This is a genomic window from Clostridium sp. B9 (genome assembly GCF_050509515.1).
Classification (GTDB): domain Bacteria; phylum Bacillota; class Clostridia; order Clostridiales; family Clostridiaceae; genus Sarcina.
In genome coordinates this window covers 1659293-1680138 of the sequence record NZ_JBNWKA010000003.1, presented here as the reverse complement: position 1 = coordinate 1680138, position 20846 = coordinate 1659293, and the positions used below count along the sequence as shown (strand labels likewise).

Annotated in this window: 20 protein-coding genes and 1 pseudogene; 5 read left to right on the top strand and 16 right to left on the bottom strand. The window is 27.1% G+C overall.

The features are described 5' to 3' along the window. Positions 1-104 precede the first annotated feature (104 nt). Entirely contained in the window at positions 105-1427 is a 1323-nt protein-coding gene (locus tag ACQZHJ_RS07595) for a DUF4179 domain-containing protein (RefSeq protein WP_430484945.1), read from the bottom strand. Between the two features lies 1 nt (position 1428). Next, positions 1429-1971, bottom strand: a complete 543-nt coding sequence (locus ACQZHJ_RS07590; RefSeq protein WP_430484944.1) for a sigma-70 family RNA polymerase sigma factor — start codon at positions 1969-1971, stop codon at positions 1429-1431. A 223-nt stretch (positions 1972-2194) separates the two neighbouring features. Here ACQZHJ_RS07590 and ACQZHJ_RS07585 point away from each other — a divergent pair, with 223 nt between their 5' ends. Next, the gene (locus ACQZHJ_RS07585; protein WP_430484943.1) at positions 2195-2422 is read left to right on the top strand and encodes a single-stranded DNA-binding protein; all 228 of its coding nucleotides are present in this window, start codon (positions 2195-2197) and stop codon (positions 2420-2422) included. 95 nt (positions 2423-2517) lie between these two features. Here ACQZHJ_RS07585 and ACQZHJ_RS07580 read toward each other — a convergent pair whose 3' ends face one another. The 12 genes and pseudogenes from ACQZHJ_RS07580 to ACQZHJ_RS07525 all read right to left on the bottom strand — a co-directional run bounded on the left by ACQZHJ_RS07580 (position 2518) and on the right by ACQZHJ_RS07525 (position 14794). Then, complete coding sequence (locus ACQZHJ_RS07580; protein ID WP_430484942.1) at positions 2518-3324, bottom strand: AraC family transcriptional regulator; 807 nt, start codon at positions 3322-3324, stop codon at positions 2518-2520. A gap of 363 nt (positions 3325-3687) precedes the next feature. Then, on the bottom strand, positions 3688-4716 hold the full coding sequence (locus ACQZHJ_RS07575) for a Gfo/Idh/MocA family protein (protein ID WP_430484941.1): 1029 nt from the start codon (positions 4714-4716) through the stop codon (positions 3688-3690). Between the two features lie 169 nt (positions 4717-4885). After that, the gene (locus ACQZHJ_RS07570) at positions 4886-5806 is read right to left on the bottom strand and encodes a sugar phosphate isomerase/epimerase family protein (protein ID WP_430484940.1); all 921 of its coding nucleotides are present in this window, start codon (positions 5804-5806) and stop codon (positions 4886-4888) included. A gap of 63 nt (positions 5807-5869) precedes the next feature. Beyond that, on the bottom strand, positions 5870-6955 hold the full coding sequence (locus ACQZHJ_RS07565; RefSeq protein WP_430484939.1) for a Gfo/Idh/MocA family protein: 1086 nt from the start codon (positions 6953-6955) through the stop codon (positions 5870-5872). Positions 6956-7676: 721 nt separating this feature from the next. Further along, a complete protein-coding gene (locus ACQZHJ_RS07560) occupies positions 7677-8489 on the bottom strand; it encodes a sensor histidine kinase (protein WP_430484938.1) in 813 nt (270 codons plus the stop codon). 116 nt (positions 8490-8605) lie between these two features. Continuing rightward, a complete protein-coding gene (locus ACQZHJ_RS07555; RefSeq protein ID WP_430484937.1) occupies positions 8606-9370 on the bottom strand; it encodes an ABC transporter permease in 765 nt (254 codons plus the stop codon). Further along, positions 9363-10283: an ATP-binding cassette domain-containing protein gene (locus tag ACQZHJ_RS07550; RefSeq protein ID WP_430484936.1), complete on the bottom strand. Its 921-nt coding sequence runs from the start codon at positions 10281-10283 to the stop codon at positions 9363-9365. Before ACQZHJ_RS07550 ends, ACQZHJ_RS07555 begins: the two co-directional genes overlap by 8 nt. Before the next feature lie 128 nt (positions 10284-10411). Further along, positions 10412-11107: a response regulator transcription factor gene (locus ACQZHJ_RS07545; RefSeq protein ID WP_430484935.1), complete on the bottom strand. Its 696-nt coding sequence runs from the start codon at positions 11105-11107 to the stop codon at positions 10412-10414. A gap of 325 nt (positions 11108-11432) precedes the next feature. After that, a complete protein-coding gene (locus tag ACQZHJ_RS07540) occupies positions 11433-13871 on the bottom strand; it encodes a hypothetical protein (RefSeq protein ID WP_430484934.1) in 2439 nt (812 codons plus the stop codon). 187 nt (positions 13872-14058) lie between these two features. Then, positions 14059-14154, bottom strand: a pseudogene (locus ACQZHJ_RS07535) (cation:dicarboxylate symporter family transporter); the annotation flags it as partial. Positions 14155-14254: 100 nt separating this feature from the next. Beyond that, positions 14255-14407 (bottom strand): zinc-ribbon domain-containing protein, encoded by a 153-nt coding sequence (locus tag ACQZHJ_RS07530; protein ID WP_430484933.1) that lies wholly within the window; start codon positions 14405-14407, stop codon positions 14255-14257. Between the two features lie 228 nt (positions 14408-14635). Beyond that, positions 14636-14794, bottom strand: coding sequence for a zinc-ribbon domain-containing protein (locus tag ACQZHJ_RS07525; RefSeq protein WP_430484932.1), 159 nt, complete (start codon positions 14792-14794; stop codon positions 14636-14638). Between the two features lie 461 nt (positions 14795-15255). On the opposite strand from ACQZHJ_RS07525, the gene ACQZHJ_RS07520 reads away from it, so the two are divergent. Next, complete coding sequence (locus ACQZHJ_RS07520; protein WP_430484931.1) at positions 15256-16137, top strand: hypothetical protein; 882 nt, start codon at positions 15256-15258, stop codon at positions 16135-16137. A 40-nt stretch (positions 16138-16177) separates the two neighbouring features. On the opposite strand, the gene ACQZHJ_RS07515 is transcribed toward ACQZHJ_RS07520, so the two are convergent. Further along, positions 16178-16435 (bottom strand): hypothetical protein, encoded by a 258-nt coding sequence (locus ACQZHJ_RS07515; RefSeq protein WP_430484930.1) that lies wholly within the window; start codon positions 16433-16435, stop codon positions 16178-16180. 300 nt (positions 16436-16735) lie between these two features. On the opposite strand from ACQZHJ_RS07515, the gene ACQZHJ_RS07510 reads away from it, so the two are divergent. Beyond that, positions 16736-17392 (top strand): pentapeptide repeat-containing protein, encoded by a 657-nt coding sequence (locus ACQZHJ_RS07510; RefSeq protein WP_430484929.1) that lies wholly within the window; start codon positions 16736-16738, stop codon positions 17390-17392. 55 nt (positions 17393-17447) lie between these two features. Here ACQZHJ_RS07510 and ACQZHJ_RS07505 read toward each other — a convergent pair whose 3' ends face one another. Next, positions 17448-19355, bottom strand: a complete 1908-nt coding sequence (locus ACQZHJ_RS07505; protein WP_430484928.1) for an endonuclease MutS2 — start codon at positions 19353-19355, stop codon at positions 17448-17450. Between the two features lie 681 nt (positions 19356-20036). On the opposite strand from ACQZHJ_RS07505, the gene ACQZHJ_RS07500 reads away from it, so the two are divergent. Together ACQZHJ_RS07500 and ACQZHJ_RS07495 are read left to right on the top strand one after the other, a co-directional pair. After that, positions 20037-20381, top strand: a complete 345-nt coding sequence (locus tag ACQZHJ_RS07500) for a DUF1622 domain-containing protein (RefSeq protein ID WP_430484927.1) — start codon at positions 20037-20039, stop codon at positions 20379-20381. 29 nt (positions 20382-20410) lie between these two features. Next, positions 20411-20752 carry a DUF1622 domain-containing protein gene (locus ACQZHJ_RS07495; protein ID WP_430484926.1) on the top strand — a complete coding sequence of 114 codons (342 nt, stop codon included), beginning with the start codon at positions 20411-20413 and terminating at the stop codon, positions 20750-20752. Positions 20753-20846 lie beyond the last annotated feature (94 nt).

Below are 20846 nucleotides of genomic sequence, written 5' to 3'. Positions count from 1 at the left end.
TTTACTCACATAAATAACTTCTTTTTTTAAATCTACTTTAATTTATGTTCTCTTATTTAATAAAATTATATAAAATTCAAACTTACTTTAATCAAAAATTCATATTATTTTATATCTATTATCTTATAATTTTTTATATTTCTTTTCTCTATATCCCCTATGAAAGCTTCTAATTTTAAAGATTTACCTCCTTCTATCTCATTAAATTCTAATATAAATTCTCCTGTTTTCGCAGGATTCTCATAAAAAAATCCATATTCAAACTTTCCTAAAACATTTTTATTTTCCTTTTCCTCTTCTAATACAAATCTATTTAATGGACTTATTCCTCCATTATCTTTAAAGTAAAACTTTATCTTTCCATCTTCTCTCTTAAGGTCATAAATTTCATGTTTAACTTCTTCTCCAATCTTAAATTCACTTGGATAAGTTATTCCATCTTTTTCTTCATACTTTATTTCAGGTTTCCTATCATCAAAACTTCTTTCAACCTCTAAACTTAAAAGTTTAATTTCTTTTGCATTTTTAATATCATCATAATTTAAAGTTTCAAACTCAACATTTGAAATGCCCTGTCCCACATCTGGAAGATTACTTAAAGCACCTTTTCCCCTATGGATTTCTCCATCAACAAGTAAATACAACTCTAAATCATTAGGAAATAATTCACTTCCTTCAAACCAAAGCTTACTACCTAATATAGTACCCTCTAAACTCATTATTTTTTGATTTTCTACTAAATCTTTTTCTACCTCTATTGTTTCAATTTTATCAAAGCTTGAAGAGAAATCAATATTCACATAAAAATTGATAGCAAATTCAACTCCCTCGTCTCCATATTTTAAAACCTTAATGTCCATTTCTCCCTGTTTTTTAAAATTTCTATCTAAAGTATTAATAGATGTAGTAAGTATTGCTGTTTTATCATCTAAGTAATATATATTAGAACAATTAGATAATGTTCCTATACCTAACTTAGTCATATCAATTTTCGTATCAAAAACATCTCTGTCCTCTTTATTAAAAGGTACTTCACTCTCTATCTTTACCCCAACTAAAAAATCACTTGATGTGCTAACAATATTATCTATTGTAAACTTATAGCCGTTCTTTTCCTTACTTTTTCCTATATAGTTTGTGTAATGTTCAACTCCTTTAAAGAATCCTAGTTCCTTATAAACATCTCCTATAATAGGTATATTAGAAGCTATGGCTGGTGTAGTAATCATAACTGTTGAAAATATTCCAAATGCTAGACTAACAGCAATAATCTTACCTTTTCTACTTTTAAATCTTCTATCTTTAATAGTGTTTTTAAAATTTTTTCTTATCCTCTCTTTTCCCATTTCATCTAAATCTACTTTTGCTAACTCTATATTATCTAAATCAAATTCATCTATGTTCTCTAAAATATCCTTTGGTTCCATATTAAAAATCCCTCCCCGTAAACTTAGCTTTCAACTTATTTCTCCCCCTAAAAATTCTAAGGTTTATAAACTTATCTGTTAATCCCATCTTTTTTCCGATTTCTTCACTACTTTCATCTAAGTAAAACCTTCTTAAAAAGATTTCTTTATCAATATCCTTCATAGAATTAATTTCTTGTTTAACCTTAGCTAATTTTACCTTACTATGATACTCACTAGCTAAACATACCTCTTTTGAAACTATTAATTTATCTATATCTAATGTTTTAGAATGTCTTACCTCTTTTCTCAATATATCTATAGCTGTATATTTAGAAAGTGCTAAAACCCAAGGATAGAATTTATCTTCCTCTTTATTAAAGTGATGAATGTTATCCCATATTTTTAAAAGCACATCATTAACGCATTCTTCACTAAGTTGTCTATTATTTAATACTCCATAAGCTACCTTAAATATAACATTAGAATAATTATCTATAACATAATCTAAAGCTTTAGTATTCTTTTTCTTAAGTTGTTTTATAAAATTCCCCTTATCTATCAATTAAATATTCCTCCTAAATAAAACTGAAAGTACTTTCTTGGTTTCATTAATATATTCGTAAGTTCAACTAGAAATATTTCGTTTTTTTACAAATTAATTTTAAGTTTAGTAAAATATTTTAAACCCTTAAGATAAGAATCAACTATTCCATAGTTCTTATTTTAAAAATTTAAGCATATATTATAGTCAATAGTATTTTCATTTTTGAAAAGGAGGTTTTCTTATGAATGCACTACTACCCCAAGCTATAAATCTTTTAAGTTATATTAATTCTGGTGAAAGCTTTGTAATACAAGACTTATTTCCAAAAGTAATATGGGACAAATTATCTTTACTAGAGAAGAGAACCTTAGAATCTGCTTTCTTAAAGCATATAAATAGAAATAATGATTTAGGAATTAAAACATTAAGTGAAATTAGATGTGGTCATCAAGTTTATATAAGAGATTAATAAATATATTTTATTTCCTTAGGAATAATAAAACTTATAAAAATATACATATGATATAAAAACATAAACATTTATAAGTTTTATTATAAGTTATTTTAAATTTTATTCTTCTTTTTATATTCCATAGGACTACATCCTTTTAAATCTTTAAATACCCTATTAAAAGACTTAACACTATTGAAACCTGATTTAAAAGCGATATCTGTAATATTATTTTCTTCATTTAAAAGTATCCACTCCGATTGAGCAATCCTAAAATTGTTTAAATAATCAATAAAAGTCATTCCAGTATTCCCTTTAAAAAATCTAGTAAAATGATATTTACTAAAACCTGCAACCTTAGATATATCGTCTAAGGTTATATTGCTATTATAATGTTTTTCAACATATTGCATAACGTTATCTAATTTCTCTAATCTTTCTTTTTGTTTCTCAGACACTTCTTCATTTTCCTCTATTTTAGGTAAATGTCTAATAAGTAACCCTGCTACATCATAAAGTCTAGCTTTCAAGAAAAGCTTATATCCATCTTTTCTTTCCTCATACTCTCTTATCATATCCTTTATTTGAGCTTCTAATAAATCATAAGTTTCATCTCCTGGACTCAATACTCTACAATTGGAAAACATAGGTTTTAAAGCTATTCTATCTTTTGCCCCTGAATGAAAGCTGTCATAAATAGACATTCTAAACTGTATTACAGCTCTAGTACTAGGCTCTTTTTCTTTAGAAAAATAATGCACTTCTCCTGGACCTATCATAAGTATATCTCTAGTTCTTAAGTTATATAGTTTATTATTTACTCCAGCTTTTAAATTGCCTTCAAGTAAATATATAATCTCAATATCTTCATGCCAATGGTGAGAAGTGCTTACATTAGCTCTATTAAAAAATAATCTCATTGGAAAATCGGATTCAAGAATTGTTTTTTCAAAATACCCCTTCATGTTGTATGCATTGAGAAATAGTATCTCTCAATACTTCCCCCTTTTTATAGTTAATAAATACATTTTAAATATCTAAAAGCAATTATTTATTATATAATATTTGTAAAAATTTAACATACACAGATATTTACTAGTTATATCTAATTTTAATATATCAATAAAAAAAAGTAACTTACTTTTCTATAGTTTATATGGCTTTACTCTTAATAATATAATAAATGGCAAGATAAATAGAAAACCTATCATCTTACCATTTTATCAATTTCAAATATAAGATTTATTATTTTTAATACTATCTCTTTGATACTTAATTTTTATTTATAATACTATTTTCTTTCTCTCTTTTCCTGATTTATATATACCACAAATCATTTTTTGTGTTTTTAAAGCTTCTTCTCCTGTTATGTCAGGCTCTCTTCCCTTTTTTAACGCTTCATAAAAGTCCTTTATTTGCTTCTTATGACTTGTTCCCCAATATCCTTTTACCCCATTACCATAATCAAAAGTTTCATTTGGATCATTATCTGCTATTAATTCTCTTCCATCATTAAACTTTATATGAGCTCTATCTGCAGTCATGCTAACAATTCCATTTTCACAATGAATCTCTATTTTAACTGGAGCATCATAACTGTAATAATTTATGGCATGAAAAGCTGTTAGGACTCCATTTTTATACTTAATAACACCTTCAGCACTATCCTCAACTTCTATTATTTCATGTGCTCTATTGCTTATATTAGCATCTATATAGTCTATCTCATCATTTACAAACCATCTCATTAAATCCATAGTATGAATAGCTTGGTCAATTATAACTCCGCCACCTTCTTTATCCCAAGTGCCTTTCCAATCACTCATTGTGTAATATTCATCTGAACGATCCCAAGTTACTTCTAACTTTCCAGATTTAACTTCTCCTAATAACCCTGAAGCTAAAGTTTCTTTTATTAGCTTAGATCCTGGATTATATCTATTTTGAAATATAACTCCTAGTACAGTATTATTATCTTTAGCTGCCTTTACCATAGCCTCACCATCATCTAAATTTATTGACATAGGTTTTTCTGTTAATACATGTACTCCTAACTTTGAAGCATATATTGAAACCTCTGGATGAAGATAGTGTGGAAGACATATATGTACCACATCAACATTTTCTTTTTTGAACATATCTTTATAATCTAAATAGTAATTACAATTATACTCTATTCCTTTAGCCTTTGCCCTCTCTTCTTTAATATCACAAACACAAGCTATCTCTACATTTTCAACCTCTTTAATTGATTGAGCATGCATAGGAAATATATTACCGCAACCTACTATACCAACCTTTAATCTATCCATAACAAATTCCTCACAATCTTTATTTATTTAATTTTAGGCTCTGCCTTAATTGAATATTAATTCCTACCCACCTCTTTAAAACTAACTTAATTTCATAAAGAGATTTTATTGTTTATATAGAAATCAACACATAATTAAAACAGAGCCTAATTTTAGGATAACTTATACATTAAATTAATTTCCCTAAGTACTCTACCCCTAACTTTAATCCTTCTTTAACCTTTTCTTTTGAACCTTCATAAACAGGATCTTCGTGCTCTATACTTAATACACCTTCATATCCAACTTCTTTTAACTTGTTCACAAATGTATTCCAATCAATATCTCCAAGACCTGGCATTCTATATCTCCAATATCCAAAATCTTCAGTTGTAGACAGAATTTTATTCCATTTTCCATATTTATTTAACTTATCTTCAAATATTTCTGTATCCTTAGCATGAGTATGGAATATCCTATCTTTGAACTCTTCAATAGGAGCTATATAATCTATCAATAAATGTTTTAAATGAGATGGGTCATAATTTAACCCAAAGTTTTTATTTGGTACTCTTTTAAACATTTCTCTCCAAAGCTCTGGTGTGAATGATATTGTTCCTGGATATCCTTGAGTTTGCCATCCATTCATATCACAATTTTCTATTATAACTTGTACTCCTCTTTCCTCAGCATATCCTACTAAGTCTTTAAATACTATTTCAAACTCATCAAAATTCTCTTCAAATGTCTTATCTGCATTTCTACCTACAAATGTTCCAACAGCAGGTACTCCTAACATTACAGCTGCGTCTACACATTTTTTGAAGTGATTATTTACAAAGCTTCTTCTTTCTAAATCTCTATCTAAGTTATTATCATAGTAGGCTAAAGATGAAATCCTTATTCCTAATTCATCAAAGTATGCTCTTATTTCTTTAGCTTCTTCTTCTGTAAGATTAGCTACATCTATATCACTTCCTGAATAATCTCTATCATTAATTCTTGGCCAACATGAAATTTCTAAGGCTTCAAATCCATATTCCTTAGCTAATTTCACCTTATCTTTTAACGGCATACTTCCTAAACATCCTGTTAAATATCCTAAATACATATTTAATCCTCCTCTAAAACTCCAATTCCAATTTCATTAGAACTTTTTTCACGTTTATTTTAATTATTTATTTAAAAATACCGGTTGTCCTTTTTTAGATGACTCATATATTGCTTCAAGTATCTCAGTTACAACTAAAGCTTCTTCTGGTTTTACAACTGGCTCTAAATCATTTATTACACAATTTATCCAAGACTTAGCTTCTAAATCTCCTGGTTCTTCTGACTCTCCTTCATAGAAATCAACTCCACCAGCTTGTAAATCTATTTTCTTTTCATATAATCTACTAAATTGTTCTCCATTTAGAGTTAAGCCATTTTTCATATCAGCTCCACCCTCTGTTCCACAAAGTGTTGTTTTAGCCTCATCAACTTCTAATGAATTCAATGCCCAACTTGATTCTAAAACTATAGTAGCTCCATTTTCCATAGTTATAAATCCAAATGCTGAATCCTCAACTGTAAACTTTTCTGGATCCCATGGGCCCCAAGCATTTGCTGCATCTTTCTTGTGTCCTAATTTATGATAAACGTTTCCAACCACATATTTAGGTTTGTGATTATTCATCATCCATAGAGTTAAATCTAAAGCATGAGTTCCGATATCTATTAATGGACCTCCTCCTTGTTCAAATTCATTTAAGAAAACTCCCCATGTTGGTACAGCTCTTCTTCTTATAGCATGAGCTTTAGCAAAGTATATTTCACCCAAGTCTCCAGATTCACACACCTTATGAAGAAAATCTGAATCTAATCTAAATCTATTTTGATATCCTATAGTCAATTTCTTGCCTGTTCTTTTAGCAGCCTCAACCATAGCCTTTGCTTCTTCTGAAGTCTTTGCCATAGGTTTTTCACACATTACATGCTTACCAGCTTCTAAAGCATCTATTGTTATGAAGCTATGTGATCTATTTGGAGTACAAACATGAATTACCTCAATATTTTCATCCTTTAATAATTCTTTATAATCAATATAAACTTTAGCATCATCTATTCCATATTCTTTAGCTGCTTTCTCAGCTTTTTCTATTTCTAAATCACAAAATGCAACCATTTCTACTTCTTTAACCTTTGATAATCCTGGTAAATGCTTTCCATTAGCTATCCCACCACAACCTATTATTCCAACTTTAACTACTCTACTCATAAATCTTCTCCTATTTAATTAACAATATTAAATAAGATTTTCTCACTCCCCTCATATTAGTAAACTGATAATTTAAAAAGAAATACTTCCCTTAAATTCACTTTCATTCTACATTATAAAAAGCAGAAATACTTGCCATTAATTGCTTACTTATTCTCATATATTGCTATTTTCTTATTATGACTATTTATATACAAATTTGATTTAATTTAATACCAGTTATGCACGTTTTAAGCCCAGTTATGCATACTCCATTGATTTGGTAAATTTTATAAGTTTATAATATTAATAGGAAGTTTTTTTAAATTTATTTAACATATTGATAAAAAGTATTTAGTAAAGGTAGGTGAAAAGTTTCTTAATTAAGAAACCTAGTTGTATGAATTTTTTTCAAAACTTTATGATTATATTAATTTTAATATTAGCTATTTCCATATTGTTCAATAAAATAAACCTACTTTCAGATAATTTAAATAGTAAAATTTCTAAAAAAGCACTAATCTTAAAGATAATCGCACTTTCTAGCTTTATTCTTTTAGTTTCTATAGATTTATTAATATTATTTTTTACTAACTCATTAGCTATAAGTCATTTACATCATTTAGACAAGGTCATAAACCTATTAATTTTGTTCTCCCTTTTAATTTATATTTGTATAAAAGAAGAAAAAACAGACACTAACCAACTTTAATTATTAAATTTGGTAGTGTCTGTTTTAAATTTATTTATCCACTTCAATATTCCAAAGAATTTTTATAACTAAATCTTCTCCTCTTTTAAAAGCTTGTATTTCATTTCCTTGCTTCTCTACTAGAAGTTTTACAATAGCCAATCCAAGTCCAGTATTTTGACCTGTTCTCATTCTATCTCTAGTAAAGAACTTCTCAAATATTCTTTTAATATCTTTTTCTTCTAATAAAGATGCCTTATTAGAAAACTCTGTTATAATTTTATTTTTTTCTTTTTTTAAGGATATTCTAACATCTCCTTCTCCATGCTTTATCATATTTTCAGTTAAATTTATAAATATCCTATTTATTGCTTGCTTATCCCCTATAACTTTTTCTAAGCCCTCACTTATTTCTATTTTAGGTTCACCAAAACTACTCTCTAAAGTTTCATAGAAAGAAGCCACTATATCTCCTAACATGTATCCTAGTCTAACTGGCTCTAAATTTATCTCATATTGGTCTGCTTGAACTCTTGATAATCCATAAAAATTTGTTATTAATCCATTTAGAACTTCTGCTCTTTTTTCTATTATGCCTAAATATTCTCGTCTTTCATTGTCGCCTATACTATTATCATTTAATAAGTAAACATACCCCATTATAGAAGTTAAAGGTGTTCTTAAGTCATGAGACATATTAGCAATTGCTTCTCTTAATATCCTATCCTTTTCTTTATATTCCTCTTCTCTTAACCTATTATTTTTTAATATATAGTTTATTTCTTCAGTTAACTTTTCTATATTCCTATTCGGAGTTTCTATTCTTAAACTCTCTATTTTTTCACTTTTATTTATTTTTTTCAAGCTTTCAGCTAGCCTTCTTATTTCTTTTTCCCTTAGAAATAAAATTATTAAAAGAATAATAAGGATTACACAAAGTAACCCTATTATAAAATAATTCAATCTATCACTCTTTTCTTTTATTTAATCTCTTGCTTATTTATAACCAAAACTCCTAAAGCTAAAAATATAATTGCAGTTAATGTTCCAGAAGTAATTGCCCTAAAAACAGTTTCTAAATTCATCCCATTTTCTACTATATTTATAAGTGGTTCATTAAAAATAATATAAGAATTTATAACTTCAAATATTCCACCTTTAATACTTGCTAACACATTCCCAATTATATTAACTCCTATTACAATAGAATACATACTTAACATTGCTATTGTTTCTTTTTTGGTGATTATTGTTACAAGATTATAAAATGCTAAAGCTCCTAAATAAAGCGGCATAGCTATCAAGAATTTCATTGTTAAATCAGTAAATTGATTTAACTCTCCAATACCTGTGTTATATCCAAATATATATGAAGTTATTATAAGTGTCACAATTGAAGTTGCAAAAATCAAGAAGAAAATTATAAATTGTGTTATATATTTGCCTAAATAAAATTTCCATCTTGGTAATGATGATGAAATTAAATTTTTAAATGTATTTTCTTTATATTCTTCTAAATATAAATCTGTGAACATAGGTAAAATCCATATCGTTACAATAATAAAATTAGTAGCTACCATAATAAGAGGATTTATTTCTAGATTAACACTATTAATTTCTATCTTCCCAACATATTTTAATAAAAATCCATAAGCAAATATAAGCAAATTAAATATTGCACAAATAGTAATATACACTGGTCTATTAAATACCTTAAATAATTCTCCCTTTATTAAATTAAGCATCCTTTTCTCCTCCAATAAGATTTATAAAATATTCTTCTAAATTAACACCTATTCTTTCTAAAGAATAAACATCAACGCCACCCTCAATTAATGATCTATTTATCTTTTGAGAATTTTCTAACATGTCATATACTTTAATAAATCCATCTGGTAGAACTTCATATGCGTTATTCTTCAAATATCCTTCTAAAAGTACACTAGCTTTTTTACTATTATCCACTTTTATAAGTAAATGATGTCTACATTTTTCATTCAACTCTTTTTCTGTAATTTCTTCAACTATTTTTCCATCCTTTAAAAATCCATAACAATTAGCTAATTGAGATAATTCCCCCAATATATGACTAGAAACCAAAATTGTAACTCCATTAAGTTTATTTATTTTTAGCAAAACATCACGAACTTCCTTGATTCCCATGGGATCCATTCCATTAGTTGGTTCATCTAATATTAATAATTCTGGATCACCTAACAAGGCAAGAGCTAATCCTAATCTTTGTTTCATACCCAATGAAAACTTTTTGAATTTAAGATTCCCAGTGTCTCCAAGCCCAACTAATTCAAGTACTTCATCTATAGACTTTTTTCCTACTATTCCTTGTTGTATTCTATAATACTCAAGATTTTTTTTAGCACTTAGGTAAGAATAGAACCCTGGAGTTTCTATAATATTACCTATTTTTCTATGCTCCTTTATTTTACTATTTTCATCTACCTTACCAAATAATTGAACCTCTCCAGAATCAATGCTTGATAATCCTAATATCATTCTTATTAAGGTTGTCTTACCAGCTCCATTTTTCCCAACCAAGCCATAAATATCACCCTTTTTAAGAGTCATATTCAGGTTTTCAAGAACTGTTTTTTTACCATATTTCTTGTTTAGATTTTTAACTGAAATTATATTTTTCAAAACTCTTGGCCCTCCTAAAGTTTTCTTATTTTTTATCTATGTTTATATAATAAAACATAAACTTCAAATTAACTTAAAGAAACCCTTAAGAAAGTCTTAAGTTTTTTCTTAACTCTTCTATAAGTGTATTACTCCATTTTGAAACCTACACCCCAAATTGTTTTTATATAGTCGTTTTCCGAATCAATTACATTTATTTTATTTCTTATGTTACTTATGTGTACATTTATTGTATTATCGTCCCCTAAGAATTCCTCTTCCCAAACTGTTTCAAATAGATTTCCTTTTGTAAACACCTTTTTAGGGTTAGCTACTAAAAGCTCTAATATTTTAAATTCCTTTGTTGTCAGTTGAACCTCAATCCCCTTAACTTTTACTTCTCTTCCTTTAGGTTCTAAAATAAGATTTTTATATTTTAATATTTCATCATCTTCACTATAATTAACTATCTTATTTCTTCTTAGGTGCGCTTCAACTCTTGCTAATACTTCTTGGACATCAAATGGTTTACTTACAAAATCATCTGCCCCAAGCTTTAATACATTTATTTTATCATCAATAGTTGTTTTTGCCGATATGACCATTATAGGGGTATTCTTTATCTTTCTTACTTCTTCTATAAATTCTTCTCCTGTTATTCCAGGTAACATTAAATCAAGAATCACCATATCAAAATCAAAGAATTCTAAGCACATCTTGCCTTCAGACCCTGAGAAAGCCTGTCTTACTGTATATCCTTCTTTAATAAGTATTCTATTTAATAATCCATTTATATCTATATCATCTTCCACAACTAAAATATTTCCTAAATTACTTTTATTCATAAAATTCTCCTAATTAACATAATAAATTTATTCCATATAAAAATAATACCATATTGTTATATGTTATATTGTAAAAATACTCTTCTCTTATATTAAACTTTTCTTAAACTGTATCTAAACTAATTTTATCCTCTAGTCCAATTTAATATTAGTTTCCAACTATATAATCAAACCAAACTTTAATAAAAATACAAAAAATATTTTCATAATAAATAAAAGGGTTAAAACATAATTGCTTTAACCCTTTTAGCTTTCAATAATTATCTTGTATATGTTTTATAATTAGCATATTAGAAGTTTTTTCTAAATATATGGATTTTAATTATTAATCTATTCTATAATTAACAAATCCTAAGTTCATTTCTTTATTACGCTTTATTAATTCAAATTGATTTTTACAGTTATTACCCCAAGTCATTGAGTAGTTAAATTCTATAAATCCACCTAAAGATGCCTTAAAGTTTGTTTCCCAAATATTATTCATTACCCATGAATATAATTCATAATCCTTTGAATCAGTATATTTTTTATGGAATAGTTTCTTCGAATTTTCATATTTTAATTCTGAAGTATATATTAATGAAGAATCTGGCATAGCTATGCTTACTCCATAATCCCCATCTTTTAATGCTACACCCTCTTGAACTAAGTTAAAGTCACAATTTGTTCCTGGTAACTGCTCTTTTTTTACTTGAACAGTACATCCTGTCTTTTCACAGAATAAATCCATTTTTTTATTATTAAATGCAAATGGTAATGCTACATAAAGACTTTCAGGATCCCATACACTATCCTTATTCATCATAACAGCTACTTCTGCCTTGTTTATCTCATTATATACCTTAACTGTAACTTTAATTAAACTTGTACCTTCTAAATCTAGCTCTAGATTTATCTTTCCAAACACCTCTCCAAGTTCGCTAACAGTAATACTATTTATTTTTGGATAGAAAATTTTAGCATTAGCGCCTCTCATATTTCTTCCTAAAACTTGACGAACCCTATACTGTGCATCTGATGTTTGCTCCACAGCCTCAGTTAATTCATAAACTGGCATAAATGCTCCTGTTTTAGAATTGTTATCATAAAGCTCTACATTATTAACTTTATCAAACCAACTTACAATACCTTTTTCTTTATTCCATTGAATTTTAACATGTTTATTCTCAAAAGTATTTCCATACTTTATTATTTCTCTTTCATCTTCATATAAGAATACGTCATCAATACATTGGCAGCAATGACTTTCATTAGCTATCTGAACATACTTAACTTCATCTTCATGTCTCTTAACCCAAATAGTTCTCTCTTCTTTAGGCTCTAAAGTTATAACAAAGTTTATAAAAACCCCACGTGGATGTGGTTCGCTTTGTGTTTTAAATTCATTTCCTAAATTATCAATTATTGTTTCTTTTAATGTAGAAGTTTCCCAATAATCTAAAGAAAGTTTAACATACTCTGTTATTCTTTTATTATGAGGATTAACTAATTTAAATTTAGGTTCTCTATTAGGCTTTAAAGTAGTCATTCCCTTTTCTTCTAATACCTTATTATAATTTCTAATAGCCATTTCATGCGCTCTTATAGCATATCCTGATTTTTTATAGTCTAGTAGGTTTACAAAACTATTCCAAGGGTTAGTAATAGATGATGAGTGTCCCCATGTATGCTCTGAATAAAGCATTAATTGGTTTTCACACTCTTCTACCCACTCTTTATTACTTAGCTTTAACTCTTCATCTATAAGCTTAGTTGTATTTAAAAGTCTTTGAGCTTCTTTATATATCTTAACAACCTGCGGTGTTGAACCAACTCCAAAAGACCACCAATCTGGCCAATCCCCACTATATGTTGGAATTTCTACTTGAGATTCATCTAATCTTCTAAAGAATGTATCTAAAGAAACCATCTTCATTTCAACTTCTTCTCCAAAGCTTTCATTCCACCAATTTAAGAATTCAACAACTTCAAGATTAGGCGATCCATTATCTGTAGGAAGTCCATGAACAGTTATTGGAACAAAGTTATACTCATATCCTTGTTTTTCTAATCCTTCTAAATATCTAAACATTCTTGCTTGTCCATACTCAAATCTCTTATCCTCAGTAAATGATGAACTCATCTCATCTCTATTTATATATGAACCTGTAGCAGTTCTTACTATTCCAAACTCATTACCAAAATGATAATGCTCTCCATTCCATACTAAAACCTTATTTCCTTTTTGTGTTTCCCAATAAAATGGTGTTTGCTTCTTAAATAATGGATACATTCCATGATGTGAATGAACACATGAGAATAGATGATTTATTCCACATTCGTGTAATGCTTCAGCATACCCCCAAGAATACCCATTTATATCTGCAGTCATTGCAGAATTTATTTTCTTACCTATACTTTCACAATAATCAACAGCCTTTAATGTATGGTTCTTTAAAACCTCATAATCAATTGTCTCATTTAAGTTTAAATAATTGCCTGTAACCTCAATACTTCCATTTAATACACAAGTCTCAAAGCGCTTTTTCCATTCTTCTGAAACTGATTTTAAGAAACATTCAACTCCCCAGAAAGATTCACAAGTCCAAACAAACTCATTTTCTCTGTCTTCTTTTCTAAGTCCCTCAGCTATTTCTATTCCTTGCTTAATAAAATTAACATGGTAATGTTCAATAGTTTCTTGACTTTGTGTATATCCGATGTCTGTGTGAGAATGATGAATTAATAATACTTCCCACTTCTTTTTTAACTTAAATTCTCTCATGGCCCTTTGCCCCCATATTATAAAAATTAGTTTTTATTATTTTCTTATATATTATTTTAAGAAAAGTTGATATTATATTTAAAACAAATAGTAATTGCTCTCGTTCTAAATAACGTTTACACAAATTATATCATTTATATATTTCTTTTAAAGCACTTATTTTATCAAACTAGAAAAAAGCTACTTTAACGCCCAATCTCTGAACTAAAGATTCTATTGTTACTGGTAGTGTTCCATAACTACTTTGACTTGTAAAAGCTACTACCTGTGCTGGAAATATCCCTTAAAAAAAATTTATATAATTAAACAACTAATATTTAATGCTATTAAATACAAAAAAGAGCTACAGTTAGACTATAGCTCTATAACAATCTAATATAAAATTATCTAGCGTTGTTTTGTTTTCTAGCTCTTCTACAAGCTAAACATCTTTTTGGCTCGTTATCGAATCCTTTTTCTTTGTAGAACTCTTGCTCTCCTACTGTGAATATGAATTCTTGTCCGCAATCTACGCATGTTAATTTTTTATCTTCCATTACTAATTCCTCCTAAATTAAAAGATTCTAATTGGTCAATAATCTCTAATTTGAAGAAACTATTTGCTAATTAAAACTTTTCATTTATTTTTCTGTAATCACTAATGACTACTTTTTCATTATATCATTTTTTTATGCATATATCAAGTCTTTTTATTAATGCTATTTCTTCAATAAAACATAAAAAAAGCTATAGTTAAACTATAGCTTAAAAAATCTAAAAGATTATTATCTTCTGTTGTTTTGTTGTTGTTTTCTAGCTCTTCTACAAGCTAAACATCTTGTTGGCTCATTATCGAATCCTTTTTCTTTGTAGAACTCTTGCTCTCCTACTGTGAATACGAATTCTGCTCCACAATCTCTGCATGTTAATGTCTTATCTGTCATAACTAATTCCTCCTGAATTAAAAGATTCTAATTTGACAATAATCTCTAATTTGAAGAAACTATTTACGAATTAAAACTTTTTTATATAATTTTTTTGTTAGCATTTTTGCTACTCATATATCATAACATCTTATTCAAATTTTTACAAGCTTTTTATGAAAAATTTTTATTTTAAAATTTATTGATATTTCTTTCAATTTAATGTTATTACGGGTGGGCAGTTGGTACAATATAGTGCTACTACTTGTAAAGCTTGGTTAGTCCTTCGCCGGAAACCAAGCTCTACTTTTATTTTACCCATTATTTTATAACTCTCACATTTTTTAAATTCAATCAAATCCCCACATAAATATCAAAAGCTATTTTTTTTGCATATAATATATTCAATATGTTTTATCTCTTAAGAAGGGAGGTTAATCAATAAGATACTATTTTCTTTAACATTCTTATTGAATAATTATATGGAAAAAGATCTATTTAACAATGAAGCTCTAGATGATATTATTTCTAGGTTGTCCAATAGTACTTTTTCAGATTTTTTTTATGAAAAAATTAACGAACGAAATATGCTAATTGGTGGTCTCAACTCTGACTTTTCCGGTGTTGCAACTAATACATTAAACGGATGCTCATTTCAACTCCAACAACTTACTCTCTTCAAAAGATTATTAAATGAAGGTGAAATAATACTAGATTATCTATTTGAAAATGAGGAATGCTTTAAAGAATGGTTTAACCAGAATCCTTATGCTTATTTTAAGCATTGTTCTATATTTAAAGATTCTACTCTATCTGAGGCTTATTATAAAGAGTTTAAAAATTCTTATTATCAACTTAATTTAAAATATAATTTAAACCTGCTTAATTTTACTTCCTCACTATTATTTCTCGCTTCTTATAATTGCTGCATAAAAAAACAATCTCCATCCTCATCAATTTTTACTAAAGCTATACTTGAAAATTTCATAGATAAACTTCATGAAAAACCAGATGATATCAGAAGTTATCTTGAAAAGCTAAATATTAAAACCATTGACTTTAAAGATGAACTTAGAAACATCCTTAGCCTAATTGCTTCGGAAGCCTTATATTTTGAAGATATACCTTTGAGGTTATTAGATTATGCAAGTACTAGTGATGTTTTAAGAGTAATAATTATTATTGTAAACACAAAGGAATTCATAAATGAAAGAAAAGTAATTCCCTTTAAACTTTCAAGATATAGTTTCATGACTATAGATGAGTATAAAAATTTTATGAGCTCTATAAGTGAGTCTTATCTTAGAATATATGATTATGATGAAGAGGTTAGAAGAAAAATTGAAGAAGATCTTAATTTATGAATTTTAAAAGGCTATGTTGAAAACATAGCCTAAAAAGATATTAATACTCTTTTATCCTTTTGTCATTTAGAATTGGCCATATGTACTTTGTCCCTACAACCATACTTTCTATCTCACTAAAAGTTAATTCTTTCATTAAATTATAAACTTTCAAAAAATCCTCTTTACTTAAAGCATGATTCTCTCCCTCTACAATCACCTTATTTTTTGATACATGATATCTAAATTCTATTCCATTTCTTCTACTAAAAGTATTTCGCTCATTTAGTATTATTCTACACCAAATACTATTAAACATAACTAAAAACTCCCTTTTTTTCTTAATGTTGAAAACAACTTTCCTTCATTAAAAATTATAACATATAATTACTATAAATTAAATTAACTGTAAATAAATAGTTAACTCATCTTCTTAATCCACTTATTTTCTTTATATTCTTACATTTAAACCTAATTTCATATTTTAAATTCTTTTTCATAACAAATAACTCCCAATCTAAAATATTATATGATACAATGTAATAATGTTAATATTAGAATATACTTTTGAAAGGTGGGTGACACTGTTAAGAGGTTTCCTCAAAATTAACAGTAAACTATGACAAATAATAAGAAAAATACTCCAATATTTAAATACAATAAAGCTGAAAAAAGAAATAAAAATTTTATGTACATGGACTTTAGAAGAGCAAATTGCTACAATTGCACTTTTTCAAACTCAAACTTCAACTATGCTAGCCTTAGAGGAGCACATTTTAAATCATGTGATTTCTTTGAATGTAGTTTTGAATCTACAGAATTTATAGGAACTAACTTAAAGAAAAGTAAATTTAAAAAAGCTAAATTTAAAAATGTAATCTTTGAAGGAGTTAACTTAGATGGAGTTGACTTCACTGGAGCAACATTTGAAAATGTAATTTTAATAGATACTGATATAAGTAACACAATTGGTATGGGTTTTGATTTAGATGAAATCAGAGAATTCAAAGAAATGCCTGAACTTAATGAAAGTGAAGAACTTAAAGAAGCAGTTTTAAATGCGCTTAAAAATCCTTACATAAAAAAATCAAGAGTTTTAGACACAAAAGAGGGTAACATAAATCCAATAAGCCTATTAAGACTTAAAGAATATTTTAAGGAAGATGTTCTTATCAAAGGACTAAATCTTTGTGAAGAAAATATAGATAGAGACTTCTGCACTCTAAGCTACATATATGGAGCTATAAAAAGATATATAGCTGAAGGATTACTTTAATTTTATAAAAAAACAAAATGCTATATCAAAGTAACATTTGATATAGCATTTTTTATTAAATTCTATTTCTCTTCATTTCTTTTTGTAAGTTTTTTAGTACCTTCTTAGATCCCCTTTCTATATCTCGTTCAAACTTTCTATCTTTAAAGCTTATAAATAATGAATTTAAATCATATCCTTCTGGATAAAGCTCCTCTGCCTTTAAAACTAACTTAACTCTATTTGTAGGCAACTCTAAATACTCTTTTTTATAATAAACAGTAATCTTATTGTATTTATCTTCAGGCTTATACACTATTCCTTCTTCATTAAAATCTAATAAACTAACTCTATCCCCTATAGAGAACACATCTTTATCTAAAACTTTCTCTTTCTCTTCAAAGTCTACCTTTCTCTTTATTTTACTTTCTTTTACTTTATCTAGATTATACTCTTTGCTACTAATATACTTTTCTGCTCTTCTCAATATATTATCATTTATACCCATTTTCTTAGATATCCAAAGAGCATTACTCTGTCCCGATTTTCCTATTACAAGTTTATAAAGAGGTTGGAGTGTATCACTTTTAAACTGCATAGCTGAATTTTCAAAATCACTATGACTTTCCGAAAAATTCTTAATCTCTCCATAGTGAGTTGTTGCAATAGTTATGCATCCCTTATGATAAAATTCTTCTAAAATAGCAATAGCAAGTCCAGCCCCTTCATTTGGCTCAGTTCCACTACCTATTTCATCACATATTATAAGAGTTGATTTATTACATTCTTTTAATATTTCAGATAGATTTTTCATATGAGATGAAAATGTACTCAATGAATTTTCAATGCTCTGATTGTCACCTATATCGACAAATATTTTCTCAAATATACTTAATTCTGTTCCAGCTTTTGCACTTATATGAAAACCACTTTGCACGGCCAAAGAAAGTAATCCGACTGTTTTTAGGACTATAGTTTTTCCACCAGCATTAGGTCCTGTTATTATTAAGGATCTATAATTTTCTCCTATCTCAAAATCCAAGGGAACTACTTCACCCTTTAATAGCGGGTGCTTTCCAGAATTAATTCTTATATAACCATTATTATTTATTTTGGGCTGAATCCCATTTATATCCTTGCTATACTTAGCTTTAGCAAATATCATATCATACTCTGAAATAACTTCTATATTTATCTTTATTTCCTTTATTTTATTAAATACAAGATTAGTTAACTCTGATAATATCCTATATTCTTCTACAGATTCTTCAGATTTTAAAACTGCTAATTCCATTGTATATTTTGATATTGTTTCTGGCTCTATAAATACAGTTGAGCCTTTTGAAGAAACTTCAATAATAGTTCCCCCAACCTGATTTTTAAAAGAAGCCTTTATAGGAATAGTAAATCTATCATTTCTTTTACTAATAAAAAATTCTTGTATATATTTTTTATTTTCATTATTCTTTAAAAATTTTTCCAATCTCTCTTTAATTTTTTCCTCACAATTATCTATGTGCCTTCTTATTCTTTTTAGTTCTTTACTTGCATTTGAATCAATTAAAGAACCTTTTATACTTATTTCAATTTCTTCTTCGATATTCAAAAATGTGCTTATTGATTCACTATAAGATACTAGTGTAGGTGCATAAAACTCTTTATCTCCCATAAACCTTTTTATTTTTCTGCATCCTCTAAAAAAGTCGCATATGGCTACAAGTTCTTCCGGCTCCGCTATAATCCCTTTTTCTATATTATTTATTATTCCCTTTATATTCGAAATACCTTCTAAAGGAATATAACTAGCCATATCTAAAATTCTTGTTCCTTCACTAGTCTCATCTAACCTCTTTTTTACAACTTTAATATTTGAACTTGGTTCTAATCTATCTATTAACTCTTTTCCTAATCCACTTACACAGTATGATTTAACAATTTCCCTTAACTCATCAAATTGTAGTTTTTCAAACGTATTCTTGTTCATCCTTATCCTCCTCATAAATGATATTTTCCATTTTCTATGAAGATAACTACTATTATTTCCTTTAAGTATTCTTACAAGTTATTAAATTTAAAATTTATTTTGTAATACTATTTTAGTTAGTACATTTTTTACTTTTTACCTTAAATAATAATCATATTATTTAATATAAATAATTAATAAAAAAAGCTGTGGATACTCCACAGCCAATAAATGCATACCTATAATTTAAACTCATAAAACTAAATATTAAGCGTAAACTAAAAACGTAAATCTACTTTGTTTACACTAAAAAGGTATCTTAGCTAGATTGTATCTTCATAGAATTAATTAAATAAATCCATAGCAAACAAAGACATATAATTAATGTCTCTAAAAGAGAATTTATTTAAATATTAAGTTATCTATTTAGATACTACCTCACTCATAAAACACCTCTTAAAATTAAAATATTAATTAGATATTAATACATAATTAAATCTTAGTCAATTAACAATATGTAAATATATAATTTATATTTATTTTAAAATTTTGTACTTTTAATGATATACTATTCATAGAATTATTTATTCATTATTATATAATAATAGGTTTTATTTTAAATAAGATTTGCTTTATAACAAAAACTTATTTTAACATTAAAACAAATATTTACTTAAAAATTCTAAAGATAAGAGGTGGAAAATGTTTAGACATATTTTAGAAGGAGCTATTTGGATTATAAATGCCATATCAATAATTGTTCTCTTATGGGGAGTTCTTTTAACTGTTAAGGATTTTATAATCTCAGAAATCAAATCTAAAGACCGTATTGAAGTTGTACAAAAGATAACAGTAGTAAAAAACTGCTTAGGAACTTATATACTACTAAGTTTAGAAATTTTAATTTGTGCTGATATTATAGAATCTATATTAAATCCAACTTTTCACGATATCATAGTATTAGCATCCATTGTTGTAATAAGAACTGTAATATCTTTCTTCTTAAACAAGGAGATTGAATCTAACAAAGAACATCTGATTAAATAATAAAATACTGATAAGAGGAAGTGATTTCTTTGGTAGATAAAATTTTAAAATTCATAATAATTTTTCTACAAAGCATCTCAGTTATTATTATTGTATATGGTGTAATACTTACAATAATAAACTTTTTAAAAATAGAATTTTCAAAAGATAATAGAATTGTAACTGTTCAAAAACTTACAATTATAAAAAATTTCTTAGGTAGTTATATATTATTAGGTTTAGAAGTTTTAGTTTGTTCAGGTATAATACTTTCAATTTTAAGACCTACTCTATATGATATTTTATTATTGGGTTCAACAGTTGCATTAAGAACTATAATATCTTATTTTCTAAAGAAAGAACTTAAAACACCTACTAAAGAGGCCAAATAAGGCCTCTTTTCCATTCTTAATTACCAATTTGCAACAAAATAACATATAATATCTTAAACTATTTCTATATTGAAATAAATCAATGTTCTGAGGT